Source organism: Andreprevotia lacus DSM 23236, assembly GCF_900176275.1.
Classification (GTDB): domain Bacteria; phylum Pseudomonadota; class Gammaproteobacteria; order Burkholderiales; family Chitinibacteraceae; genus Andreprevotia; species Andreprevotia lacus.
Window position 1 is genome coordinate 23,789 of record NZ_FWXD01000027.1, and the last position, 24,195, is coordinate 47,983.

21 protein-coding genes and 1 tRNA gene are annotated in these 24,195 nt (G+C 62.1%); 15 read left to right on the forward strand and 7 right to left on the reverse strand.

Features of this window, described 5'->3' with window-relative positions; translation table 11 throughout:
- Nucleotides 1-29: 29 nt before the first annotated feature.
- From B9A19_RS17525 to leuS, 5 genes are all read right to left on the reverse strand, one after another.
- Nucleotides 30-1,952, reverse strand: a complete 1,923-nt coding sequence (locus tag B9A19_RS17525) for a reprolysin-like metallopeptidase (protein WP_176217001.1) — start codon at nucleotides 1,950-1,952, stop codon at nucleotides 30-32.
- A gap of 111 nt (nucleotides 1,953-2,063) precedes the next feature.
- Nucleotides 2,064-3,515, reverse strand: coding sequence for a ribonuclease G (gene rng / locus B9A19_RS17530; RefSeq protein WP_084092461.1), 1,452 nt, complete (start codon nucleotides 3,513-3,515; stop codon nucleotides 2,064-2,066).
- A 7-nt stretch (nucleotides 3,516-3,522) separates the two neighbouring features.
- A complete protein-coding gene (gene holA, locus B9A19_RS17535) occupies nucleotides 3,523-4,536 on the reverse strand; it encodes a DNA polymerase III subunit delta (RefSeq protein WP_084092462.1) in 1,014 nt (337 codons plus the stop codon).
- Complete coding sequence (locus tag B9A19_RS17540) at nucleotides 4,526-5,032, reverse strand: LPS-assembly lipoprotein LptE (protein WP_084092463.1); 507 nt, start codon at nucleotides 5,030-5,032, stop codon at nucleotides 4,526-4,528. Before B9A19_RS17540 ends, holA begins: the two co-directional genes overlap by 11 nt.
- A 54-nt stretch (nucleotides 5,033-5,086) precedes the next feature.
- Nucleotides 5,087-7,702, reverse strand: a complete 2,616-nt coding sequence (leuS, locus tag B9A19_RS17545) for a leucine--tRNA ligase (protein WP_084092464.1) — start codon at nucleotides 7,700-7,702, stop codon at nucleotides 5,087-5,089.
- Nucleotides 7,703-7,761: 59 nt separating this feature from the next.
- Here leuS and B9A19_RS17550 point away from each other — a divergent pair, with 59 nt between their 5' ends.
- Both B9A19_RS17550 and B9A19_RS17555 read left to right on the forward strand, forming a co-directional pair.
- Complete coding sequence (locus B9A19_RS17550; protein ID WP_084092465.1) at nucleotides 7,762-8,646, forward strand: FecR domain-containing protein; 885 nt, start codon at nucleotides 7,762-7,764, stop codon at nucleotides 8,644-8,646.
- Nucleotides 8,647-8,849: 203 nt separating this feature from the next.
- Nucleotides 8,850-9,077 (forward strand): hypothetical protein, encoded by a 228-nt coding sequence (locus B9A19_RS17555; RefSeq protein WP_084092466.1) that lies wholly within the window; start codon nucleotides 8,850-8,852, stop codon nucleotides 9,075-9,077.
- A gap of 124 nt (nucleotides 9,078-9,201) precedes the next feature.
- Here B9A19_RS17555 and B9A19_RS17560 read toward each other — a convergent pair.
- Together B9A19_RS17560 and ispB are read right to left on the reverse strand one after the other, a co-directional pair.
- Nucleotides 9,202-9,278, reverse strand: a tRNA-Pro gene (locus B9A19_RS17560).
- 66 nt (nucleotides 9,279-9,344) lie between these two features.
- The gene (gene ispB / locus B9A19_RS17565; protein WP_084092467.1) at nucleotides 9,345-10,313 is read right to left on the reverse strand and encodes an octaprenyl diphosphate synthase; all 969 of its coding nucleotides are present in this window, start codon (nucleotides 10,311-10,313) and stop codon (nucleotides 9,345-9,347) included.
- Nucleotides 10,314-10,537: 224 nt separating this feature from the next.
- Here ispB and rplU point away from each other — a divergent pair, with 224 nt between their 5' ends.
- The 13 genes from rplU (at nucleotide 10,538) to B9A19_RS17630 (ending at nucleotide 23,528) form a co-directional block, all read left to right on the forward strand.
- The gene (gene rplU / locus B9A19_RS17570) at nucleotides 10,538-10,852 is read left to right on the forward strand and encodes a 50S ribosomal protein L21 (protein WP_084092468.1); all 315 of its coding nucleotides are present in this window, start codon (nucleotides 10,538-10,540) and stop codon (nucleotides 10,850-10,852) included.
- A gap of 17 nt (nucleotides 10,853-10,869) precedes the next feature.
- Nucleotides 10,870-11,142, forward strand: coding sequence for a 50S ribosomal protein L27 (rpmA, locus tag B9A19_RS17575; RefSeq protein WP_070529294.1), 273 nt, complete (start codon nucleotides 10,870-10,872; stop codon nucleotides 11,140-11,142).
- Between the two features lie 63 nt (nucleotides 11,143-11,205).
- Entirely contained in the window at nucleotides 11,206-11,907 is a 702-nt protein-coding gene (locus B9A19_RS17580) for a substrate-binding periplasmic protein (RefSeq protein WP_084092469.1), read from the forward strand.
- Complete coding sequence (gene obgE / locus B9A19_RS17585) at nucleotides 11,904-13,043, forward strand: GTPase ObgE (protein ID WP_084092470.1); 1,140 nt, start codon at nucleotides 11,904-11,906, stop codon at nucleotides 13,041-13,043. Before B9A19_RS17580 ends, obgE begins: the two co-directional genes overlap by 4 nt.
- Nucleotides 13,044-13,061: 18 nt before the next feature.
- Nucleotides 13,062-13,928: a beta-1,6-N-acetylglucosaminyltransferase gene (locus tag B9A19_RS17590; RefSeq protein ID WP_176217002.1), complete on the forward strand. Its 867-nt coding sequence runs from the start codon at nucleotides 13,062-13,064 to the stop codon at nucleotides 13,926-13,928.
- Between the two features lie 11 nt (nucleotides 13,929-13,939).
- Nucleotides 13,940-15,214 (forward strand): hypothetical protein, encoded by a 1,275-nt coding sequence (locus tag B9A19_RS17595; RefSeq protein ID WP_084092472.1) that lies wholly within the window; start codon nucleotides 13,940-13,942, stop codon nucleotides 15,212-15,214.
- Between the two features lie 82 nt (nucleotides 15,215-15,296).
- The gene (locus tag B9A19_RS17600) at nucleotides 15,297-15,947 is read left to right on the forward strand and encodes an RING finger protein (RefSeq protein WP_084092473.1); all 651 of its coding nucleotides are present in this window, start codon (nucleotides 15,297-15,299) and stop codon (nucleotides 15,945-15,947) included.
- Between the two features lie 197 nt (nucleotides 15,948-16,144).
- Nucleotides 16,145-16,831 (forward strand): hypothetical protein, encoded by a 687-nt coding sequence (locus tag B9A19_RS17605; protein ID WP_084092481.1) that lies wholly within the window; start codon nucleotides 16,145-16,147, stop codon nucleotides 16,829-16,831.
- Entirely contained in the window at nucleotides 16,821-17,375 is a 555-nt protein-coding gene (locus B9A19_RS17610; RefSeq protein ID WP_176217003.1) for a GNAT family N-acetyltransferase, read from the forward strand. Before B9A19_RS17605 ends, B9A19_RS17610 begins: the two co-directional genes overlap by 11 nt.
- Nucleotides 17,375-20,194: an AAA family ATPase gene (locus B9A19_RS17615; protein WP_084092475.1), complete on the forward strand. Its 2,820-nt coding sequence runs from the start codon at nucleotides 17,375-17,377 to the stop codon at nucleotides 20,192-20,194. Before B9A19_RS17610 ends, B9A19_RS17615 begins: the two co-directional genes overlap by 1 nt.
- Before the next feature lie 23 nt (nucleotides 20,195-20,217).
- Entirely contained in the window at nucleotides 20,218-20,568 is a 351-nt protein-coding gene (locus B9A19_RS17620) for an MmcQ/YjbR family DNA-binding protein (RefSeq protein ID WP_084092476.1), read from the forward strand.
- Nucleotides 20,569-20,693: 125 nt separating this feature from the next.
- Nucleotides 20,694-22,352 carry a methyl-accepting chemotaxis protein gene (locus B9A19_RS17625; protein ID WP_139798941.1) on the forward strand — a complete coding sequence of 553 codons (1,659 nt, stop codon included), beginning with the start codon at nucleotides 20,694-20,696 and terminating at the stop codon, nucleotides 22,350-22,352.
- Between the two features lie 15 nt (nucleotides 22,353-22,367).
- The gene (locus tag B9A19_RS17630) at nucleotides 22,368-23,528 is read left to right on the forward strand and encodes a THUMP domain-containing class I SAM-dependent RNA methyltransferase (RefSeq protein ID WP_084092478.1); all 1,161 of its coding nucleotides are present in this window, start codon (nucleotides 22,368-22,370) and stop codon (nucleotides 23,526-23,528) included.
- The last annotated feature ends 667 nt before the right edge of the window (nucleotides 23,529-24,195 follow it).

A 24,195-nucleotide genomic window follows, 5' to 3' on the forward strand; every position in this document is an offset into this window, starting at 1 on the left:
GCGAGCGTTTTTTTTGGTGCGCAGGCTGCTTAAAAGCTGAAGCGCGTCAGCGGTACTACGGACGGGTTGCGGCCAGTGATCGTGACCGCAATCGTATCGTTGCAGCGGTCCAGCGTGGTGTTGTTTGGATTGACCGCACTGTTGGTCACTGATGCGCTGCGGAAGGCTCCGCCCAGATACATGCCGTTGCCATAGCGCAACCAGGAACCATCCTGCATGGCAGCGGTGCAGCTGCTGGTGACCGACCAGGCGTCATTGCTGACATACCAGACCGGGTCGCCGGTGACGTCGTACAGGAAGGCAACGCTGAATACATTGTTTTGCTGTGATTCGAAGAAATAGCCGGTACCGGCCTGGGCAGAATTCCAGTACCAGCCATCCACGTTCGATAGCGTGCTCGTCGGGTTGGCCACGCCGCCGCTGACTATGTCAAAGCGTTCAACATTGGTGGTCAAGCCCGGGAGCACCAGGGTGGCATGGCGTGCGTCGCTAAAGGTCAGGCTGACTTGACCTATCGTGGTCGGAGATGACGGAGATGTGTAGTTGCCGGTCAAGGTCTGACCATTGCGATAGTAAAGCAGATTACCGGTGTAGCTCGTACTGCTCGACATCGCACCAGTGGATACATACCAGATGGGCTTGCCCTGCGTGTTGTACATGAAGAAGCCAATGAAGGCCTTGCCGTTCCTGATTTCCACCGAGTAACCAACACCAGGCTGGCTGCTGTTCCAGTACCAGCCCGATTCCGGTGTGAAGCTGCTGCTGCTTGCGGCAGGAAGATAATTGGCGACGTACTGCCAGGTCTGGTTGATTGACGACACCGTATCGGCGTAGTTGGCGACGCCGCAGCGGTCGCCAGCGTTGTCGCAGAGCAGGTTGGGGCTGGAAAACTTGGCGACCTTGGGGAAGTAATAACTCATGATGTCGCCGAACACATTGTTGATGCCATAGCCATAGGAATAGCTGTGCGCCGGGGTGAAGCCCGACGAATGCTCGTGATCATGTGCCTGACCCAGGTTATGGCCGAGCTCGTGCGCCAGCGTGGTGTCGTCGCAGTAGTAGTTGTCAGCCCGTGTGCCATCGGCGATGACCGAGAAGCCCAGGCTGGGGTCAAAAAACGACGAGGACAGATTGGGGATCCAGGCCAGGCCGCAATAGTTGCCGCTGGCCGCAGTAAACGGCCGGATCATGGTGACCAGATCGGCATGCACATTGTTGCGCTGCGTGCTCAAGCCGGTAAACGGACTGGCGTTGTGATTTGTGATGGCATCCAGCGCGGTGGGTAGATCGTTATCGGGATAGCTCACCTGCTGCGTCCCGACCAGGCGCAATCTGGCATTGATGCCGCTATCAATATACGCCTGGTTGGTCAGGGCCACGAGGTAGTCAATGCGCTGGCCCGGATTGCCACCTTGGGCGCTGGCAAAGGCAGGGGTGTAGTACACCAGCAGGTCCAGCGTGCTGTCATTGCCGCTGGCACCGCCGGCAGTAGCCGCTGCCAGCGGTGCCTTGGCACGGCTGGCAGCACTGGGGCGCGGAATCGCCATGTCGCCTTCGCCGACCGGAGCCGGGTGCAGCTTGTATTGCCACGACGGTGTAACGATCTGCTGGCCGTTCCGGGTGCTGACCAGCACGTCGCCCGACGGGGTGAGGCAGTGGCCGGTAATGCTGCCCGGATTGTGGGTCAGTACGCAGCGATATGATTTGCCATAGTCGGCCAGATAGCCGACAAAAGTGCGGTTGCCGCTGCCATGCGCTTCCTCGCGCTCGAAGACCACGGTATAGCTACGGTCGTTTGGTATGGTCAGCGTGAACTTGCTGCCGGCAGTGCTACTCATGGCCTGCGTGCGGTTGAAGGCGACGGCGTAGCCAGGCAGGGTGTTGTCCATGCCACGCACAATACTGCCAGCCAGAGGCTTGAACAGCTCTGCCGGGTTGGCCAGGAGCGGCATGGACAGTATTAGAGCACTGCAAGCTAATGCGAGTTTCATGGCGATCTTGGCTGCTTGGCAGCGGCAACAGGGAGTGGGGCATTGTGACAAATCCGCCCCGACTCTGCAAAATTACACCAAAACTACATCAAACCTTTCCTGTGTGTAGGCACTTTCGACCAGCAAATAAATCGGCTTGCCAATGAAATCTGCCAGCTGTGCCAGGCTCGATGATTCCTCGTCGAGGAACAGGTCGATCACGCTTTGCGCGGCCAGGATGCGGTATTCCTTGGCGTTGAACTGGCGCGCCTCGCGCAGGATTTCGCGCAGGATTTCGTAGCACACCGTCTCGGCGGTCTTGATTTCACCGCGCCCCTGGCAGGTGGGGCAGGTTTCGCACAGCACATGCGCCAGCGATTCTCGCGTGCGCTTGCGGGTGATTTCGATCAGCCCCAAGCTGGTGAAGCTGCTGATCGTTACCTTGGTGCGGTCGCGCGACAGGGCTTTTTTCAGCTCATCGAGCACCGCAGTCTTGTGCTCCTCATTATCCATGTCGATGAAGTCGACAATGATGATGCCGCCCAGATTGCGCAAGCGCAGCTGACGAGCGATCACTTGCGTGGCTTCAAGGTTGGTTTTGAAGATGGTGTCGTCGAACGAACGGGTGCCGACGAAGCCACCGGTGTTCACGTCGATGGTGGTCATCGCCTCGGTCTGGTCGATGATCAGGTAGCCGCCGAACTTGAGGTTGACCCGGCGGCTGAGTGCACGCTCGATTTCGGCCTCGACGCCGTATAGTTCCAGCAGCGGGCGCTCGCCGGCGTAATGCTGCACGCGCGGCAGCACGTCCGAGACGAAGGCGGTGGCGAACTCGGTCATCTTGGCAAAGTTCTCGCGGCTGTCCACCAGCACCGCGTCGGTTTCATCGTTGACCATGTCGCGCAGCACGCGCAACTGCAGCGACAGGTCCTGAAACAGCAGGCTGGCTGGCGGCAGCGTTTGCGACTTGTGGCGGATATCGGCCCAGATGCGGTTCAGGTACTCGATGTCGGCACGCAGTTCGATATCGGTGGCGTGCTCGGCCGAGGTGCGGATGATGTAGCCCTGATGCTCGCCATCCAGCAGTTTTTCCATCCGGCCACGCAGTTGCGAGCGCTCGCTGTCGTCCTCGATGCGCTGCGAAATGCCGATATGGTGCTCCTGTGGCAGGAACACCAGGAAGCGGCCGGCGATGCTGATCTGCGTCGAGAGGCGCGCGCCCTTGGTGCCGATCGGGTCCTTGATCACCTGCACCAGCACCGGCTGGCCTTCGTGCACCAGCTTTTCGATGCGCAGCACCTCGTTCGGGTGCTGGCGCTGCTCGATCACGTCGGCAATGTGCAGGAAGGCGGCGCGCTCCAGGCCGATTTCGATAAAGGCCGACTGCATGCCGGGCAGCACGCGCTTGACCACGCCCAGATAGATATTGCCTACCAGTCCACGCTGGCTGCTGCGCTCGATATGGATGTCCTGCACCACACCTTCTTCAATGGTGGCGACACGGGTTTCCATCGGGGTGACGTTGACGAGAATCTGTTCTTTCACAATATGCTCACGGCTTGACCACGGCCCGACCCATCAAGGCCAGCCCCAGTTGTTTCAATTCGTCCCAGGCATCGCCTTCGCCCACGCCCTTCACCAGCCGGTCGATCTCGCCTGCATGTGCCAGCGCGGCGCGCAAGGTGCTGGCTTTCACGCGGCCGAGTGCGCCATCGATCAGGCGCTGCTTGTTGCCCCAGATGCGGTTGTCTTTCATGAGCTGCGGCATGGGCAGCCCGCGCGAACGCCCCTGGCCGATGCGGTACAGCGCGCGCGTTTCCTCGCTCAGTGCCCACAGCACCAGATGCGGCGCTTCGCCCTCGGCACGCAGTCCGTCCAGCATGCGCACAAAGCGCTCAGCGTCGCCAGACAGCAGTGTTTCGCCTAGCTGGAATACATCGAAGCGCGCCACATTGGCCACGGCGGCCTGCACGTCCGTAAAGCTGATTTCGCCCTGCGGATAAAGCAGCCCGAGCTTCTGGATTTCCTGATGCGCGGCAAACAGATTGCCCTCGACGCGGTCGGCGAGAAAATCCAGCGCCTCGCTACCCAGCCGCTGGCCTTGGGCGACCAGCCGGCCGGTGATCCAGTCCGGCAACTGGTAGCGCTCGACGGCCTTGGCCTCGATCATCTCGCCGGCGCCCGCCAGCGCCTGGAACCACTTGGCATTCTGCGCGGTGCGATCGAGCTTGGGGCAGATCACGATCGTGAGCGTATCGGGCGGCAGATCGCTGCAGAAGGCCTCGATGGCCTTGGCACCTTCCACACCGGGTTTGCCGGTGGTGATGCGCAGCTCCAGCAGCTTCTGCTCGGCAAACAACGACAGTGAATTGCCGCTCATGCCCAGCCGGCTCCACTGAAAGCCCGGCTCCACCGTCATGACTTCGCGTTCGGTATAACCCTGGCGGCGCGCGGCATCGCGCAGTTGCTGTGCCGCCTCCTGGGTCAGAAAGGCTTCGTCGCCGTGCAGGGTATAGAGCGGCGCGAGCGGGCCGGCCAGATGCCGGCCCAGTTGATCAGTGCGCATCGCTGCTGACGGGGGCCGCGTTGCGGCTGGCGGCGCTGATGCGGCGCAGGATCTGCAGCGCGGCATCTTGCTGCATGTTGGCGATCAGTGTGTCGGCCTCGTTGGTCTTGCCGAGCACGTTGTTGTCGTCATAGGTGTAATCGCGATAAAGCGAGATGCTGCCGTTATCGATCAGCATCTGTTCGCCCTGCCGCGCCCGAAAATTCACGGTATAAAACAGCCGATACTCGCTCACGCGGCCCAGGCTGGTCAGCGTCAGTACTTGCTGGCGGCTGTCTTCGCGCAGCACGTCGATCAGCAGGGCATCGGTGGCGGGGGTGTTGAGCAGGGTGATGTGCGGGGTCAGCGACAGCGAATTGCGCACCTGCGCCGCAGTGCCGCCACCGCCGGTCACGTAGGCGCTGTGCACCAGCAGGTTGGCATCCAGACCGGAGCCGCGCAGATGAAAGCCGCAGCCGGTCAGGGTCAGCAGCAGGGCAAGCAGCAAGGCACGCATGGTTATTCCTGTTATTGAAAAAACCGGCACCGCGAAGGGTGCCGGTATGGGCGATCAGGCCACGATATTGACCAGTCGGCCCGGTACGATGATGACCTTTTTCGGCGCACCGCTGAGGAACTTCTGTACGTTCTCGTCCGCCAGTGCCGCCGCCTCGATCACATCCTTGCCGGCATCCTTGCTGACCTTGATCTGGCCGCGCAGCTTGCCGTTCACCTGCACCACCAGCTCGATTTCGTCCTGTACCAGTGCGGTCTCATCCACCTTCGGCCAGGTCTGGTCCAGCAGCTCGCTGCCCGGGCGCAGTGCGGTCCACAGGGCATCGGACGCGTGCGGCACAATGGGGGCCAGCAGCAGGGTGACAGCTTCCAGCACTTCCTGGCCAACCGCGCGCGCAGCAGCATCGCTGCCCTTGGCCTTGCCATAGGTGTTGAGCAATTCCATCACTGCGGCGATGGCGGTATTGAATTGCTTGCGGCGGCCGTAGTCGTCGCTCACCTTCTGGATGGTGTGATGCAGTGCAAAGCGCAGTGCCTTCAGCTCTGCGCTCAGCTCGCCACCGGCATAGGCGGCTACGCTGCCCGCTGCCACATGCTCGTGCACGATGGTCCACAGGCGCTTGAGGAAGCGATAAGCACCCTGCACGCCGGCGTCCGACCACTCCAGGCCCTGTTCGGGCGGGGCGGCAAACATCATGAACAGGCGCGCGGTGTCAGCGCCGAATTCGTCGATCAGTGCCTGCGGGTCCACGCCGTTGTTCTTGGACTTGGACATCTTCTCGCTGCCGCCCACCACGACCGGCTGGCCGTCGCTCTTCAGAATGGCGCCGGTGGTGCGGCCCTTGTCGTCGCGTTGTACCTCTACATCGGCCGGGTTGATCCAGTCTTTCTGACCATCGGCTAGCTCGCGGTAAAACGTATCCGCACCGACCATGCCTTGCGTCAGCAGGTTCTTGAACGGCTCATCACCCGATACCACGCCTTCATCGCGCATCAGCTTGTGGAAGAAGCGGGCGTACAGCAGGTGCAAAATGGCGTGCTCGATGCCGCCGATGTATTGGTCAACCGGCAGCCACTGATCGCCAGCGGCCTTGTCCACCATGCCGCCGTCGAATTGCGGCGACGCGTAGCGTGCGTAATACCAGCTGGATTCGACGAAGGTATCCATGGTGTCGGTTTCGCGCTTGGCCGCAGTGCCGCACTTGGGGCAACTGCACTCGTAAAACTCGGGCATGCGCGCCAGCGGGTTGCCACGGCCGTCCGGAATCACGTTTTCCGGCAGCACCACCGGCAGTTGTTCAGCCGGCACCGGCACATCGCCACAGCTCGGGCAATGAATGATGGGGATCGGGCAGCCCCAGTAGCGCTGGCGCGAGATGCCCCAGTCGCGCAGGCGGAACTGCGTACGCTTGGTGCCGTGGTTGCTGGCTTCGAGATCGGCCACGATGGCGTCGAAGGCACCGTTGAAATCCAGACCGTCATACTTGCCGCAGTTGATGGTCTTGAGCGAGCCATCCTTGGCGCCGTACCACTCTTGCCACTCGGTGCTGCTGAAGTTGTCGTCGTAGGCGTGAGGCATGTAGACCTGCTTGATGGTCAGGCCGTACTTGTTGGCGAATTCGAAATCGCGTTCGTCGTGTGCCGGCACGGCCATCACCGCACCTTCGCCGTAGCCCCACAGCACATAGTTGGCGATCCACACTGGCAGCTTGGCGCCAGTCAGCGGGTGAATGACGAACTGGCCAGTGGCCATGCCCTTCTTTTCCATCGTTGCCACGTCGGCTTCGGCCACCGAGCCGGATTTGCACTCGGCGATGAAGGCCTGCAGCTCCGGCTTGTCGGCAGCGGCGTGCGTAGCCAGCGGGTGTTCGGCGGCGACAGCCACATAGGTGGCACCCATCAGCGTGTCGGGGCGGGTGGTGTAGACCTTGAGCTGGCCGGCCACGCCGGTGCTGGCTTCGTCATAGTCAAAGACGATTTCCGCGCCAAAGCTCTTGCCGATCCAGTTGCGCTGCATGGTCTTGACCTGCTCGGGCCAGCCATCCAGTTTGTCGAGGTCGGCCAGCAGCTCGTTGGCGTACTGGGTGATGCCGAAGTAATACATCGGGATTTCGCGCTTTTCCACCAGCGCGCCCGAGCGCCAGCCACGGCCGTCGATCACTTGCTCATTGGCCAGCACGGTCTGGTCAACCGGGTCCCAATTCACGTTGCCCAGGCGCTTGTAGATCACGCCGCGTTCGAACAAACGGGTGAACAGCCACTGCTCCCAACGATAGTAATCGGGCTTGCAGGTGGTGACTTCGCGATCCCAGTCGATAGCGAGGCCCAGCGATTTGAGCTGGCCCTTCATGTATTCGATATTGGCGTAGGTCCACTCGGCCGGCGCGCGGCCGCCTTTGAGTGCGGCGTTTTCCGCCGGCAGGCCGAAGGCATCCCAGCCCATGGGTTGCAGCACGTTGTAGCCGTTCAATTTATGGAAGCGGCTCAGTACGTCGCCTATGGTGTAGTTGCGGACGTGCCCCATGTGCAGCTTGCCGCTGGGGTAGGGAAACATCGATAGGCAGTAGTACTTGGGCTTGGCAGCGTCTTCAACAGCCTTGAACGCTTGTTGTTGATCCCATTTCTGTTGTGCGGCGGCCTCGATATCGGCCGGTGTGTAATGTTCTTGCATGCCAGGAACCCGAAGATGCATCTATCAAACGTCGGATTATATCTTGCCAGGAGACACCCATGCGTGCCGTATTGCTGTTCATTGCTGCACTAGTCGTCAGCCCGCTGGTACTGGCCGATCCCGCCAGGGTGGAGGCGGTGCAATTCCCCGCCTGGGTTGAGCGCGGGGCAGTCAAAAAGCCCTTGTTGCCCGGCCAGGAGTTGGCCGGCGGGGACCGCATCAGCACCGGGGCTGGCGCGCGCGTTTATCTGTTGCTGCCGGAAGGGAGTCGGGTAAAGCTGGGTGAAAACGCCAGCTTCGTGGTCGAGCGCATCAATGGTGATGACGGCAAGCGGGGCGTGTTCCGTGCGGCGCTGGGCGTGCTCAAGGGCGCGTTCCGCTTTACCACCGACAGCGTAGCCAAGGACAACCGCCGCGAGGTGGACATCCACGTGGCCACCGTCACGGCGGGCATCCGTGGCACTGATCTATGGGGCAAGGCGGCCGACGACAAGGATCTGGTCTGTTTGCTGGAGGGCAAGATTGCCGTGCACGCCGAGGGGCAGCCCGAGCAGCAGATGGATCAGGCGCTGACTTTCTATGTGGCGCCCAAGGGGCAGGCACCGCTGCCGGTAGCGCCGGTGGACATGGACAAGCTCAAGCAGTGGGCGACCGAGACCGACCTGGTGGCTTTGGCGGGGGAGAGCCGTCGCAGCGGGGGGTGGCAACTACGCCTGGCTCAGCAAAGCCGTCAGGCCGATGCCTTGGCATTGTATGACCAGCTGCGGGCGGCGGGTTACCCGGCCCGCATCCGCACCGTCGGTAGTGGCAAGAATAAATACTATCGCGTGCTGGTGACTGGCTATGTGTCGCAGGCCGAGGCCCGTGGCGCCGGGCAGCGACTGCAGGCTGTGGTGAATACCCCGCTGCAACAGGCCGAGCCGGCGGTGCGCGAGCGCTCTTGATTGGGGTGTGCGGTCATTGCCGGGTATGCTGTGATCTTGAGGTGACCGTGGTCAGGGCTGGGCGCTTGGCGAGTGGCCCGCATTTTTGAGGGAAGGGCAATTTATGAATTTGTTGCGAGGCCGGCACATACGTCTGGCCGTCAGCACATAGGGGTGTGGAATGGTTCTGCACAGCTGGCGGCCGGAACTCCAAGGAGTTTTGTATGGCCAAGTCTATGGATCGTGCGCTGCGGCGCCATCACGCTGAGCGCCTCAAACGCAATCGCCGTTTTTATTACGGTCACGATCTCGCGCTTGATCCGGTGCGGCTGGGGCGGGCGCTGGCAACTGCGGCGGTGTGTTCGTGCTGGATGTGCGGCAATCCGCGTAAACACTTCGGTGATCGCGGCATACAGGAATTGCGACTGCTGCAGGATGTGGGTGAGGCGTGACGGATCGTTGTCTCCGTGCTGTGCGGAGGGCGGGTCTGCATCAGGGTGTGGTGTTTTTGACTTTTGATGCGGATGACGCAAAAACAAAAACAGCGGACCGAAGTCCGCTGTTTTTGTGATGTCCTGGTCGGGGTGAGAGGATTCGAACCTCCGGCCTCTACGTCCCGAACGTAGCGCTCTACCAGGCTAAGCTACACCCCGTCTCGATCAGAGAAGCGCGATTATGGCGAAGGTGTTTCACCTTGTCAACGCGCGACTTACAATTTTTTAGCGGTCGCGCTGCACCGCCAGTTCGGCCAGGATCAGCAGGCTCTGGCGGGCCGGACTGTCAGGCAGGGTGTCCAGCAGCGCGCGTGCGGCCGCAGCTTCCTGCTGGGCCACGCCGTGGGCATAGTCGAGTGCGCCGCAGGCTTGCACGGCTGCAAGCACGGCAGGCAGGGCTTCGCGCTGGCCGTTCTGCAGTGCCTCGCGCACCACACTGGCCTGAGCTTCCGTACCGTTGCGCATGGCGTAGATCAGCGGCAGGGTGGGTTTACCCTCGGCCAGGTCGTCACCCAGGCTCTTGCCGATGTCGTCCTGCTTGCCCGAGTAATCCAGCACGTCGTCAATGATCTGGAAGGCAGTGCCCAGATGCATGCCGTAGCGCGCCAGCTTGTCCTCGGCTTCGGCGGGGGCATCGACCAGAATGGCGCCGAGGCGCGCGGCAGCCTCGAACAGCTTGGCGGTCTTGTACTGGATGACCTGTACATAGCCGGCTTCGTCGATATCGACGTTGCCGATGTTCATCAGCTGCAGCACTTCGCCTTCGGCAATGATGTTGGTGGCGTCGGCCAGCACCTGCATCACGCGCATCGAGTCGCAGCTCACCATCAGCTGGAAAGCGCGCGTATACATGAAGTCGCCCACCAGTACGCTGGCGGCATTGCCGAACAGCGCGTTGGCGGTGGGGTTGCCGCGCCGCAGGGCGGACTCATCCACCACGTCGTCGTGCAACAGCGTCGAGGTGTGGATGAATTCGATGACCGCCGCCAGCTTGCGATGGTTTTCGCCCTGATAGCCCATGGCTTGCGCGGCCAGCAGCACCAGCATGGGGCGCAGGCGCTTGCCGCCGCCGCCGACGATGTGCTCGGCGACTTGGCGGATCAGGACGACATCTGAATACAGTTGGGTGCGGATGATGGCATCGACTGCCTGCATCTCGGCCCCAACGACGGATTTGACGAACTCCAGCGACATGCGTTGTTCCGCTGTGGTTGGTTTTTCAAACCGGCGATTTTAGCACGGATCGGCTTGTTGCAGCCCGCGCCGCACGTCTGTGCGTGGCTGCAAAGTGCAATAAGTAATTGACGTAGCAGGAAGTCTTGTTTAGAGTGCTTGGTTTCCCGCGTTGGGCGGGAGGCGTCGTGCTCGCCGCAAGGCCGGGTGCAGCGTTTTCGAGCACAAACTCTTTGGAGCTTGTTATGTCTTATGCAGTCGTAAAAACCGGTGGCAAGCAGTATAAAGTTGCTATCGGCGAAAAACTCAAAGTAGAACAGATTACTGCAGACATCGACAGCCAGATCGTACTGAATGAAGTATTGATGGTGGCAAACGGTGATGCAGTGACCATTGGCGCGCCCCTGGTGGCTGGCGCTACAGTCAAGGCAACGGTGATCTCGCAAGGTCGTCACGACAAGGTTCGCATTTTCAAGATGCGCCGTCGCAAGCACTACCAGAAGCGTCAGGGCCACCGTCAGAACTACACCGAAATCCGCATCGACGCGATCGAAGCGTAATCAGGAGCTAACATACCATGGCACACAAAAAAGCTGGCGGTAGTTCCCGTAACGGCCGCGACTCACAAGCAAAACGACTGGGTATCAAGGTATATGGCGGCGAGCTGATTCCGGCTGGCTCCATCATCGTGCGTCAGCGCGGTACCGAGTTCCACCCGGGCGAAAACGTCGGCATCGGCAAGGATCACACCTTGTTCGCCCTCGTTGACGGCTACGTCAAGTACGCAATCAAGGGTGCTGCCAAGCGTCGCACCGTGACCGTGCTGCCGTACACCGGCGAAGAAGCTTGATCGGTTTCTTCCGGTTCGAAAGAAGCCCTATCCTGCGATAGGGCTTTTTTGTTTCTGGTGACGATGCGCGCCTTTTTCCTGTTTCTTGCATTGATGGCGGCTTGTTGTGGCAGCAGCCTGGCGGCGGTGCCGGTGTTGCTGATCGACGTCGAGCCCATGGTGCTGCCGGGTAATCCACCGGGTTACGGCCCGGATTTTTTCGCTGCGCTGGGGCAGGAAACCGGCCTTGAATTCGAGACACGGGTGCAGCCGGCTGCGCGGGTACTTGCCGAATTGAGGCAGGGCCAGCAGCTTGGATTGTTGCCGGAAGTCGATGCCACGCTGCAGCGCATAGCGCCGGTGCTGGATATCGACCTGATGATCTTGCCGGCTGCCGGAGTGCACGCAGGCAAGATTGCCGATTTTTCCGGCCTGCGTGTGGGCCGCGTGCGCGGCGGCTGTGTGGCATTGTTGCAATTGCCGGAAGTGAACGTCTATGACGTGAATACGCCCGACCAGGGCATGCGCATGCTGCGTGCCGGCCGGCTGGACGGCTTTTGCAGTAACAGCACGGTATTGGGTTGGCAACTGAAAAAGAGCGCACTGCGCTGGCGTGATTTTCCGCCGGCGGTAGCCATCGGCAAACAGAATCTGTGGCTGATGGCCGGGCCGGATGTGCAGCCGGCAATGCTTGCCCGTTTGCGGGCAGGTGTTGAGGTCATGGTGCGCAAGGGGCGCATCAAGGCGCTGCACGACAAGTACCATATGGGTATGGACGACAAATGAAATTCATTGACGAAGCAAAAATCGAAGTAATCGCCGGCAAGGGTGGCAAGGGCTCGGCCAGCATGCGCCGCGAGAAGTTCATCCCGCGCGGCGGCCCGGATGGTGGGGACGGCGGCAAGGGCGGCACGGTATGGGCCGTGGCCGACCAGAACATCAACACGCTGGTCGATTACCGCTTCGTCAAGAAATACAAGGCGCAGGATGGTGAATCCGGCCGCGGTGCCGATTGCTATGGCGCAGCCGGCGACGACGTGTTCCTGCGCTTCCCGGTGGGCACCTTGATGACTGACGCCGAAACCGGCGACGTGATTGCCGACCTGACGCACGACGGCCAGCAAGTGTGCCTGGCCAAGGGCGGCAAGGGTGGCTGGGGCAACATCCACTTCAAGAGCTCGGTCAACCGCGCGCCGCGCCAGACCACGCCGGGCGAAGAAGGCGAGCGCCGCGAGCTGAAGCTGGAGCTGAAAGTGCTGGCCGACGTCGGCCTGCTGGGCATGCCCAATGCCGGCAAGTCCACCTTCATTGCCAGCGTATCGGCCGCGCGCCCCAAGATTGCCGATTATCCGTTCACCACCTTGCACCCCAATCTGGGTGTGGTGCGCATCGACGAAAACCGCAGCTTCGTGATTGCCGACATTCCCGGCCTGATCGAAGGTGCGGCGGAAGGCGCTGGCCTGGGCCATCGCTTCCTCAAGCATCTGGCGCGCACGCGCGTGCTGCTGCATCTGGTGGACCTGGCGCCGTTCGATCCCGAAGTGGACCCGGTGCAGGAAGCCAAGGCGATTGTCGAAGAGCTGCGCAAGTACGACGAAAACCTCTACAACAAGCCGCGCTGGCTGGTGCTCAACAAGCTGGACATGATTCCGGAAGACGAGCGTGAACAGCGCGTGGCCGATTTCCTTGCCGCCTATGGCTGGAAGGCGCCGGAAAACGAATATGTGTTCGACCCGCAAGCGCTGCGTGTGTTCAGCATTTCCGGCCTGACCGGCGAAAACACCCGCGAGCTGACCTACGCCATCATGGATTACCTCGACGCGGTGCGCCCGGTCGACGTGGCGGAAGAAGCTGCGCCCCAACCAGCGCTGCAACCGGCCGACGTTGGCGCGCTGGAAGCCTTCGACGGCGACGAGGCCTGATTCCGGCCGCTGTACGCCGTGCGTATCGCTTATCTGATCCTCGCGCATGACCAGCCGGCCCAACTGGGCCGCTTGGTGGCGCGGCTGCTTGCGCCGGGTGTGAGCTTCCATCTGCATATCGACGCCAATACGCCGGATGGCAAGTTTGCCGCAATGCAGGCAGCCATGCCGGCCGATGCCGATGTGTGCTTTGTGGCACGCCAGCGTTGCCGCTGGGGCGGTTTTTCGCTGGTGGCGGCCACGCTGGCGTTGCTTGAATCCGCGCTCGCGCGCGATGCCGACTGGCTGGTACTGCTGTCGGGGCAGGATTACCCGCTCAAGTCGCATGCCGCTATCGTGGCCCGGCTTGCTGCCGATGATGTTGCGGCCCATATCGATAGCCGCAGCGCTGCCGAATTCGACGTGCGCTACCGCTGGCAGGCCTGGCATTTCGAGTTCTTCAATCGGCACCCGTTCAACCGTGTCTGGCAAAAGCTGCAGCGTGTCGCCAACAAGCTGGGCTTGGTGCGCCGGCTGCCCGCACCGTTGCGCGAAATGCGCGCCGGGTCGCAATGGTGGTGCATGCGCGCCGATGCCGCGCGGGCGGTGCAGGCTTTTGTTGCCGCCAACCCGCAGGTGATCCGCTTCTTCCGGACCACGCTGGTGCCAGACGAGGCATTTTTCCAGACCGTGCTGGCCCATGCCTTGCGGGCCGATCAGATACAGACTGACAATCTGCGCTATCTGCAATGGCAACCGGGGGCGTGGTCACCGCGTACTTTTGATGACGGTGATCTGCCGGCACTGCAGGCCAGCCCGGCCTTGTTTGCGCGCAAGTTCGCGCCGGATGGTGAATTATCCGCCCGGCTTGATGCCGCACTCGCCAGCGCAGGCGCAAGCCGGTAATCTTACGTTCAATGCAAACTCCGACTCACAATTTCGCCGCTGATTCGGCGCTGGATGATTTTTTCCAGCCCGGCTTTGACCCGCGTGACCTTGGTCCGCTGGCCGGGCTGCTGCGCGCCAAGCCCTACCTCGATGCGCTGATCACCTTGTTCCGTGGCGGCGAAGATGAAGTGCTGGTGCGCCTGTTGATGCTGCGCGAAATCGGCGCGCGCGCCGATGCGCCGCGCTGGAGCCCGCAAGAGCTGGATGCGCACTTTGCCTACATCAACCCGATCAAGCGCGACACGGTGCTCAAGCGCCTGCGCGATAACGGCCTGCTGGTGTGGGACAGCGATGACGCGCTGTATTCGCTGAGCGAGCCGGGCCGCGTGGCGCTGGCCGCCGTTGGCACGCTGACGCAGTTTGCCGATGGCGATGCCGAGCTGGGCTATCTGACTGCACAGGTGGCTGCCGGGCAGGCGCTGGGCAACATCGCGCCGGAAATGCTGCAGCACTTGCTGGCGCGGTTGAACGAGCTGCATGGCAACTTTGCCGATGCGCTCGAATCGCAATCCGAATTCCAGATTCGCCAGGCACGTGCCAAGCTCGACAGCGTATGGCGCTGGGTGGAAAAAGGCACCGATGTCATCAGGCAGGTGCTGGCCGACGACGATGGCGACCGCCAAGTGCAGCAAGTGGCACAGGCCATTGCACTGGCACAGGGCCGCATGTTGCGCATGACCGGCGTATTCCAGCGCCGGCTGGCCGAGCTGGCTGCCCAGCGCGTGCACCTGGGGCAATCCGGGTTGACCTCGACCAATGTCGCCGACTGGCTGCGCGGGCGCAGCCAGGAGCAACTGGCCGCGCTGGGGCGTGATCTGCTCAGCTTCCACCCTGAGCCGCCGCTGGTGGTGTCGGACATTCTGCTCGACGTGACCGAGTTTGAATTGCTGGAGCGCGAGCGCGATACGCAGACCGAATCGGTGCTGCCGACGTCTGAACTGGCCCAGTCGGTCAGTGCGGTAGAGGCAGAACGCCTGCTGCTGGCCGAGGAATTGTTCGATTTCCTGAAAGACGTGCGCATCGATACTGCGCTGGCCGATGCCGTGCTGGCAGATACCTACCCGGAAACGGCCTACCGTCTGTCGCTGTTGTCGCTGCTGGGCGATGCCGATGCGGCGCTGGAGCAGAGCGTGGTGGCGGATATCGTCAAGCTGCCGCTGCGGCTGGCCACCGATGATGCGGTGGATGAACTCGATCATCCTGAGGTGGCGTCGCTGACGCGCGGCAGGTTGATTCCGCGATAAGGCACGATGGTGTCACAGCGGGGATATAAAATAGGCAACGAAGGACCAGTGCCGGATCAAACGGGCTGGCAGGACAGACAAGATGGGCTTACTCGACGAACTGAAGAAACAGGCGGAATCCGCCGCAGCCAACGACAGCGATGCCAAGGCACGCCTGCGCGCCAATATCGAGCAGATCGATGAAGCGCTACGTCAGGTCTTCGCTTATCTGGACGAGCTGGTGCCGCAACTGCGTACCATCAAGCCCAGCAACCCGCATACCTTCAAGGCGTGGAGCGCAGGGGAATGGACGCAGCTGGCGTTCGAGAACTGCGCGGTCAATTTCCGCCGCGAGAAGATCGACGACGTCGAGTGGGTGCACCTGGTCGAGTTTGCCCTTGGCTGGCGCGCGCCGCGCCCGCTGCAAGTGTCGTTCGGCAGCCAGGTCGAGGCGCAATTCCTCAAGGACCGGCTGTGGCAACTGGGCTGCAAGCTGGAAGAAAAGATCACCCGCGCCTCGGATCAGCGTTTCCAGCGCTCGGCGATCACCGTCGAGCCCAAGCTGATCACGCGTTTCCGCTTCGAGGCACAGTTCGAGGCCGGCAAGATCCAGCTCACCGTGCGCAATCTCGACCAGTTGCACGAAGACGTGCTGCTGCTCACCCCGGCCGAGTGCAACCACACGCTGTGCGAAGAGCTGGCCAAGACCTTGCTGGGCCGCCCCAGCCAGATCAACGCCTTGCTCAAGCGCTGAGCGCGAGGGCCGCTGCGGCGGGGCCGGCTTCGCACCCCTTGCCGGGGCGGTGTTCCCCTGCCGTCTGTGGCGTTCGGCCACGGCATGCGCTGTTGCTTATCCGGTGCATGGGCTGGCGCTTTTCATCCGGCCCCGCGCTGCATAACATACTCTGAGTGTTCCCGGCCGCCACTAGCGCGGCCACCATCGGGCAAGTCATGGATCAAGCTTTGAATATTCTGGTGGCGCGCCTGCTGGCGCACCGCTTCATCCCCCGCCGCGACCCGCTGGCGCGCCGCGCGCTGATCGACGAAACGTTCCGCGCCAGCCTCGACCACCGGCTGGAGGAATGCGGGCTGCTGTTGCTGGAGAACCCCTATGCCGAGCATATTGCCGTTGGCCTCAAGCCCGAGATGGAAGAGTGGGTATTTGGCGAGGGCGACAACTGGCTCAGCAACAATATGGGCTTGCCGCGCGATGCGATCGCGCTGCTGGTGGTGGTGTGGGCGCTGATCATTCTGCCCAAGCGCGAGCGGCAGATTGCCCGTGCCGAGCGCAGCGGCGATACCCAGTCGGACATGTTTGGTGCCGAAAAGCCCATCGCACATGGCGAGGAGATGGCGCCGGGCGTGCCCGAGGATGCCATCTATGCCGATTTCGGCAAGAAGCTGGGCGGCAAGGCGCGCTTTTCGATGAACCTGGGCCAGCTGGCCAAACTGGGCTTCGTCATCCGCCGCAACAAGCTGATTCATGAAGGCCCGCTGCTCGATCTGATGATCGACTACGCCAGGCTGGCGCCGCGCATCATCGAAGGCGCACTGGGCGAGGTGCTACAGCTGTCGGGCACGCAGATTGCCGTTGAACCGGTGACCGAAGACCTGCTCGATGCAATCAATGATGACTGACGTCATCAGCCTGCGCGCGGCCGAGCCGCTGGATGCGCTGTTCTGGGCGCAGTTGCGTGCCCAGCCTTGTGCGCAGCCCTATATGCCCTTTGCCACCGCCACGCCCGGCCAGCTGTCCGACCGCCTGCGCGCATGTGCGCCACATATTGATGTGCATGATGACGCCGAGCTGCGCCGCATTGTCGTCGTCAATGGGGTTCCCGCCGGCATGCTGGGTGCGGTGGATCGTTCGCCGCAAATGGCCAGCGCCGAGCTGTCCTACCAGATATGCAGTCAGTACCAGCGGCGCGGCATTGCCACGCAGGCGCTGCGCCTGTTCGTGCAGGCGCTGTTTGCGGCCGGCTACCGCCGCTTGTATGCCACCGTGTCGGTGGATAACCAGCCTTCGCGCGCGCTGCTGGCACGGCTGGGTTTCCAGGTCGAGGGCTGTTTGCGCCAGCATTACGTGATCGACGGCCGGGCCGTCGACCAGATGATTTATGGCTTGCTCTGTAGCGAATCGCCGTTGGCGAAGCGCGCGGCAAGCCAGTTTAAGGAAGTGTGATGTTCCAGATTCGCGAACTCGAAATGGTGCACTGGGATTTCTGGCGCGCAATCCGCGTGCCGCTCGATGCCCAGATCGTCACCATTGTCGGCCCCAATGGCTCGGGCAAGACTACCTTGCTCGATGCGCTGCGTACCTTGCTGGCACTCAAGTGCTCGGGCCGCCGCGATTACAAGCGCTATGTGCGCAACAACCGCGAGAACTACGCCTGGCTGCGTGGCGTGGTGAACAACCCGCGCCGGCAGGGGGGCGGGTTGTTTCCCTATCTGTTCTTTCCGGCTACCAGTGATGAAGTCACGCTGTTTTGCCGCATCCGCAAGCAAGGCGGGGACTGGATGCGTCAATACGCCATTGCCGAAGGCAATGTCATGCTGGATGCCGAGACCGAAAGCAAGGTGCAGTGGCTGGGCGTGAACGAATACAAACGCCGGCTGGAGCAGGCCGGCCTGACACCGGCGATTGCCGAGGTGCTGGCGCTGGAGCAGGGCGATACCGACAAGCTGTGCGAATACAGCCCCAAGGCTTTGCTGGAGCTGGTGTTCCAGGTGTTTGGCGACAAGGAGGTACTCGACCACTACAGCGAAACCAAGCTACGCCTGAAAGAGGCCGAGGCCGAGCTGGGCAAGCTGGAGCAACAGCTGTCGCAACTGGGGCTGGATGTCGAGCGCCTCAGGTTGCGCAGCAACAGTTATGCCGAGTGGCGCGCGCTGCAGGACGATATCGAGCAGCTGGAGCAACAAGCTGTACCCGCATTGCGCTATGTCGAGCAATGGGAAAGCCTGCGAGGTTATATCAATCAGTTCAAGGGTAGCCGGCGCGGCCTCAAGCAAAAGCAGGACGAGCTGGACCTGATCGATGCCGAGTTCCGCACGGTCGAGCAACAGCAGCAGCAGGTGCTGGATGACGAGCAGGCCGCGCGACGTGAGTACGACGAGGCCTTTGCCGCCTTCCAGTCGGCACGCGATGCCGCGCGCGACAGCGAAAAAACCTTGAAAGAAGCCGAGCGGCTGCGCCAGCTGGCCGAGCTGGAACACGGTGCCGATGCCGTCGCGCTGAACGACGCGCTGGGCAAGAAGAAAGATGCGGCAGCCCAGCTCAAGCACGCTATCCGCGCCATGAAGGATGAGCGTCAGCAGCTGTCCGAAGCGCAATTCGCGCTGCAGCAGGGCCGCCAGCCCCATCCGGACTTCGTGCGCACCATGCGCGCCGCGCTGGATGAGGCCGGTATTGCCCACCAACTGCTGACCGAGATCGTCGAAGTGCGCGACAACAGCTGGCAGGATGCGGTCGAGGCGCTGTTGGCACCCTATCGGCACATCATCCTGCTCAACCGCGCCAGCGACCGTGCCCGCGCGTGGGAAATCGGCCAGCAGCTGCGTTTTCGCCATTTCATCGTGCCCGAGCGCGAGGCGGCGGGGGCGGCAGCGCCCAACAGCATTCTCGAAATCGTTGACTTCAAGGCCGATGCACCGGGCTGGCTGGTGGGCTTGCTCAACCGCACCGGGCGCGCCAAATCGGTAGCCGATGGCAACAGGATGGACGGCGACTGGATCACCCGCGACGGTTTTCACAAGGAACGCCGGGGCGCGCGCGATATCTCGGCCAAGCCGGGCGACTATGCCTTCGGTGAAGCGGCGCGCCATGCGCGGCTGGCCGAAGTGAGCCGCCGCCTGCGCGATCTGAACGAGCACGTGCTGCGCGACGAGGGCCGGCTGCAGGAACTGGAGCGCGAAGTCTCCGGCCTCACCCAGTCGCTGATGGGCATGCAGGCCGTGGTGCAGCTGGCTGCACGGCAGGATGAGTTTGCCGCCGTGGCCGAGCGCTTTCCGGAAGAGGAGCAGCGTGCGCAGCAGGCGGGCGCAGCGCTGGCTGCTACGCAGGCCGCCTGGGAAGAAACACGCAACGCGCGCGAGGACGGCCGCATCCGCTATGAAAAACTCAAGGACCAGCGTGGCCGCCTGGATGGCCAGGTCAATGTGCTGATCGAACAGCTGTCGCGCCAGCGCGATGAGCAAAGCCGTTTGATCCGCAGTCTGCGCAATACCAAGGCAGGCTTGCCGGCCGAGATGGCCAAGCCGGCTGCACTGCGTGAACTGAAGGAGAAGTACGGCGGTTCGCGAGAAGTACTGCACATGATCGAGCATGAGCGTGCGCGCTTGGCCGGGGGTGATTGGGAAACCGATCCGACCATCCTCGCCCGGCGCGACAAGCTGGCCGGCGATTACGATGCGCTCGAACGCGATACCCAGGTACACCGCAACGAGGTGTTGCGCACCGGCGCGCTGACCGATGAAGCGCGTGCGGCCTATATCAACAAGCTGCGTGCCACCGTGCGCGCCTACGGCCGCAACGTGAAGCGGCTGGGTGAGCTGGCCGGCATCGATGTCGAACTCGACTTGCCACAGCTCGACAATGACGATCTGACCCTGGCGCAGGCCGGCTTGTCGGCCCGCTTCAACTTCGACCAGAAGGGTATGATGGGGCTGAACGACGGCGAAGCATCCGGCGGCCAGCAGGTGATGAAGTCGCTGATCCTGCTGATCGGCCTGATGATGGACGACGCCAACCCGTCCGGCTTCGTGTTCATCGACGAGCCGTTTGCGCATCTGGACATTTTCAACATCGACCGCGTGGGTGGCTTCCTCAAGGCCACGCAGGCGCAGTACCTGATCACCACGCCATTGACGCACAATACCAATGTCTACGGTCCGTCCGAGCTGACGCTGACCACGCGCAAGAAACAGGCCGGCGAACAATGGGCGCCGGTGATCGCGCAAACGCGCCGCCGCGTACGCGCCGCTGAAACAACGACCGGCTGAAATGCCGGCAAGGAGCAAGCCGCATGACCGCTGACGAATTCCGTGCCTGCTGCGCCGCCCTGCCGGGGGCGACCATGGACATCAAGTGGGAACACAACGAGGTCTACTCGGTGGGGGACAAGATGTTTGCCATGCTTGGCCTCATCAGCGGCAATGTCGGCTTCAAGGTAGACCCGGCACGCTTTCTGGAGCTGACCGATCTGCCTGGCGTTCGCCCCGCGCCGTATCTGGCGCGCTATCACTGGATTTCGCTGGCGCACCCGGGCGTGTTGCCGGTGGCAGACCTGGCTGCGCTGGTCGGCGAGTCCTATGCCTTGGTGCGCGCCAGGCTGCCGGCCGGGGTACGCAAGGCGCTGCCGCCCCACGCGGCGTAAGCGAGGCAGCAAGGGGCGGTAGCCCTCGGGCCGGAGCGCAACCCGCCCCGGCGATATTGCAAACATGGCAGTATCTTCTTTCTTTCTTGTTTTATCATGATTGCATATCAAGAAAGGAGAAGGTCTTGTCCACCCCCGTCCCCGTTGTTGCTGCTCATTCCGGTTCGCTGTTCCGTCGCATCCTTGGCTGGATATTGCTGGTGCAGGCGCTGGTCATCGTTGCGTTTGCTGCCAATACCTATTTCGACAAGGCAAGCGACGTGCGGGCGGAGATCGATGGCCGTTTGCGGGCGGCCGCGCACGCGGTGCCGTTCATGGTGGAGCCGGGTTATGTGGCACGTGCCAAGGGGCCGGGCGCCATCGGCGCCGATGAATACCGCAAGCTGGTGCTCAAGCTGGGCAGTTATGCACAGAACGTCGGGCTGTCCTACACCTATCTGATGACGGTGCAGGACGGCAAGGTTTACTACATTGCCGACGGCGCGCCGCAAAAAGAGCTGGATGCCGGCAACTATGCCAAATTCTTCGAGCACTACAAGGACGCCGCGCCCGAGGTGCTGCAAGCGTGGGAGAGCGGACAGACCCGCTTTGCCGAATACACCGACAAGTACGGCACCTTCCGCTCGATTTTCATGCCGATGCGCTCGTCAGATGGCGTTGCCTATGTGATCGGGGTGGATGTCACCATGGCGCGCGTGGCCGATGCGTTGTGGACCAGCTTCTGGCAGCTGCTGGCCATTGCCGTGGTGTGCCTGCTGCTGGGCGGCGCACTGGCCGTACTGGCGGCACGGCGGATCGTCGGGCGCATACGCAGCGTCGCTGCCGATATCGATACGGTGGCCGAATCGCGCGACCTGCGCCAGAGCGTGCGCGTACTGGGGCGCGACGAAATCGCCCGCATCGCAGAAAAACTCAACCGCCTGCTGGCCTTGATCCGCGATGTCTTCGCCGCTGGCCGGCGCAGTGCCGAGCAGACCGCGGCGATGGCGCAGCAGTTCATCGGCATTGCGCAGGAAGTGCGCAGCGAAATTGCCACGAGTGCCGGTCAGCTGGGGCAGATCAACCAGGAGGCAGGGCATATCCGCACGGCGGCTGGCGATGCTGCGGCCCAGGCGGATTCGGTGCGCAGTTGCGTGCAGGAGGCCGGCCACAAGCTCGCAGCGGCCAAGGCCGAGCTGGACCGCATGGTGGCCGGCGTGCATGACGGCGCCGGGGCCAGCCAGCGACTGGCGGGCGAGCTGCAGCAGTTGTCGGTCGATACCGCGCAGATCACGCGCATTCTGGATGCGGTGCAGGCGATCTCCGGCCAGATCAATCTGCTGGCCTTGAATGCAGCAATTGAAGCGGCGCGCGCTGGCGAGTCGGGGCGCGGCTTTGCCGTGGTGGCCGATGAGGTCCGCAAGCTGGCCGGCCAAACCGATCTGGCACTGGCCGATTCACGCCGGGTCATCGACGGCGTGGTGGGGGCGATCAATCATAGCGCTGGCGACATGACGGCAACGGCCGAACAGGCGCAAGCGCTGGTGGCTACCTCGAATGATGCACTGGGGGCGATTGCCGCCACCGTGGGCATGATGCAGGACGCCAATCAGCGCGTGGGCGAGTCGGTTGCGCAGTCACGCTCGATTGAAAACTCGGTGTCGCGCATCAGTGGCGAGCTGGATGCGGTCAACCACTCGCTCGCTGTTAGCGCCAAAGACGCGGGCGAGATTTATACTGCGGCAGTTGACCTTGGACGCAAGTCCGAAGAGCTGCGCCGCGAGCTCGATCAGTTCCGCGGCTGATTCCAGGAAGATTGAGTGCAGAATTTCTCGCAAAGCTTTAATTTTTTCGCCTCTTGCCCGCGCGGGCTTGAGGCTGCCCTCGCCAGCGAACTGACCACGCTGGGCGGTAAATACGTCAGTGCCACCGATGGCGGGGTTGCCTTTGCCGGCACATGGCCGTTGATCATGAAGGCCAACCTGCATTCGCGGCTGGCCAGTCGCATCCTGTGGCGGCTGGATGAAAAAGCCTACCGCAGCGAGGAAGACCTGTACCGCCAGGCCATGAATATAGACTGGCCGGCGCTGTTCACGGTGCAGCAAACCATCAAGATCAGCGTCACCTCGGTCAAGAGCCCGCTGCGCAGCGCGGACTTTGCCGGCCTCAAGATCAAGGACGCCATCTGTGACCGCTTCCGCCGCGCCACGGGCGAGCGTCCCAGCGTCGATACCCAGTCGCCGGACATGCGTATCCACCTTTATCTGACCGATCGTACCGCCACGATCTACATGGATACCTCGGGCGAGGCACTGTTCAAGCGCGGCTATCGCGTAGAAACCGGTGATGCGCCGCTGCGCGAGAATCTGGCCGCCGGCATGCTGGCGCTGTCTGGCTGGCAGCCGGATGAACCGTTCTACGATCCGATGTGTGGCTCGGGCACCTTGCTGATCGAAGCCGCCTGGCAGGCGTGCAATATCGCCGCCGGTTCGCGCCGCAGCTTTGCCTTTCAGCAACTGCGCAATCATGACGAAACCGGCTGGCAGCGCATCCGTGCCGAAGCCAAGGCGGCCGAGCGGCATGATGTCGCACTGCAGATATCCGGCAGCGACGTATCGTCCACCGTGCTGCAGGCCGCGCAGGCCAACCTGCAATCGGCCGGCGTGGCCGATGTGGTGACGCTCAAGCAGCTCAATTTTGTCGATGCCAAGGCACCGGCTGATCATGGCGTACTGTTGTGCAACCCGCCCTACGGCGTGCGGCTGGATGAACTCGACCAACTGGCCCAGGCGTATCCGCAGTGGGGGCATGTGCTCAAGCAGCGCTTCAGTGGCTGGCGTGCCTACTTCCTCACCGGCGATCCGGAGCTGGCACGCGGCATCCGCCTCAAGGCCACCCGTCGCACCCCGCTGTTCAACGGCAACATCGAGTGTCGCCTGTTTGAATACAAGATGGTGTCCGGCGGCAACCGGGAGCACTGAGCATATATATGTATATATATCCCGCCTGCCAGGCAGGATGACCACCAAACAAACAGCCCCGCATCGCGGGGCTGTTTGTTTTCGGGGTGGCTACGCGGTTTCAGGTGTCGCTGATGGTGTTTGGCCTGCTGCACAGCCCAAGGCCGGTGCTTTTCGCGCTGTTTGGTCGTTGTGCTGCCTGTTTTTTGCGCAAAGTGCGCGTTGGACGGACGGATTTCGGGGTGATGCAGGCGTTTTTGGCCTGTTTTGCAGGGCAGGTGCTTCAAGGTGCGCTGGAGAGACTGCAGAGGTTCACTGATTCTGGCGCCAGACGGTGGTGGTCTGGTGTGTTACAGATCAATGACTTAGTGGTTTAGGTGAAGAATTTTGCGTTGAAGTGTTGACGACTTCAGAGGGGGTGCGTATATTTCGGTTTCTCCGCTGCAGACACAGCGAAAGACGAAGCGAAACGAAGAGTTTAGCAGAGTTTTCCGGTGGCGCAGCAAACGATCTTTAACAAATTACAGCCGATGAGTGTGAGTGCTTGAAGAAGACATCAAGTGCTCGCACTAAGACAGAAAGAAACAAAGTACAACTTTGTTGATTTCTTGAGTTTTGTGAGCGCGAAAAGTAGTAACAGAGATTGAACTAAAGAGTTTGATCCTGGCTCAGATTGAACGCTGGCGGA

Bases quoted from the DNA above. Each gene is read 5' to 3' on its own strand.
- B9A19_RS17525 (WP_176217001.1), bottom strand. From the start codon at position 1,952: ATGCCGCTCCTGGCCAACCCGGCAGAGCTGTTCAAGCCTCTGGCTGGC.
- holA (WP_084092462.1), bottom strand. From the start codon at position 4,536: ATGCGCACTGATCAACTGGGCCGGCATCTGGCCGGCCCGCTCGCGCCG.
- B9A19_RS17540 (WP_084092463.1), bottom strand. From the start codon at position 5,032: ATGCGTGCCTTGCTGCTTGCCCTGCTGCTGACCCTGACCGGCTGCGGC.
- leuS (WP_084092464.1), bottom strand. From the start codon at position 7,702: ATGCAAGAACATTACACACCGGCCGATATCGAGGCCGCCGCACAACAG.
- B9A19_RS17550 (WP_084092465.1), top strand. From the start codon at position 7,762: ATGCGTGCCGTATTGCTGTTCATTGCTGCACTAGTCGTCAGCCCGCTG.
- B9A19_RS17555 (WP_084092466.1), top strand. From the start codon at position 8,850: ATGGCCAAGTCTATGGATCGTGCGCTGCGGCGCCATCACGCTGAGCGC.
- ispB (WP_084092467.1), bottom strand. From the start codon at position 10,313: ATGTCGCTGGAGTTCGTCAAATCCGTCGTTGGGGCCGAGATGCAGGCA.
- rplU (WP_084092468.1), top strand. From the start codon at position 10,538: ATGTCTTATGCAGTCGTAAAAACCGGTGGCAAGCAGTATAAAGTTGCT.
- rpmA (WP_070529294.1), top strand. From the start codon at position 10,870: ATGGCACACAAAAAAGCTGGCGGTAGTTCCCGTAACGGCCGCGACTCA.
- B9A19_RS17580 (WP_084092469.1), top strand. From the start codon at position 11,206: ATGCGCGCCTTTTTCCTGTTTCTTGCATTGATGGCGGCTTGTTGTGGC.
- obgE (WP_084092470.1), top strand. From the start codon at position 11,904: ATGAAATTCATTGACGAAGCAAAAATCGAAGTAATCGCCGGCAAGGGT.
- B9A19_RS17595 (WP_084092472.1), top strand. From the start codon at position 13,940: ATGCAAACTCCGACTCACAATTTCGCCGCTGATTCGGCGCTGGATGAT.
- B9A19_RS17600 (WP_084092473.1), top strand. From the start codon at position 15,297: ATGGGCTTACTCGACGAACTGAAGAAACAGGCGGAATCCGCCGCAGCC.
- B9A19_RS17605 (WP_084092481.1), top strand. From the start codon at position 16,145: ATGGATCAAGCTTTGAATATTCTGGTGGCGCGCCTGCTGGCGCACCGC.
- B9A19_RS17610 (WP_176217003.1), top strand. From the start codon at position 16,821: ATGATGACTGACGTCATCAGCCTGCGCGCGGCCGAGCCGCTGGATGCG.
- B9A19_RS17615 (WP_084092475.1), top strand. From the start codon at position 17,375: ATGTTCCAGATTCGCGAACTCGAAATGGTGCACTGGGATTTCTGGCGC.
- B9A19_RS17620 (WP_084092476.1), top strand. From the start codon at position 20,218: ATGACCGCTGACGAATTCCGTGCCTGCTGCGCCGCCCTGCCGGGGGCG.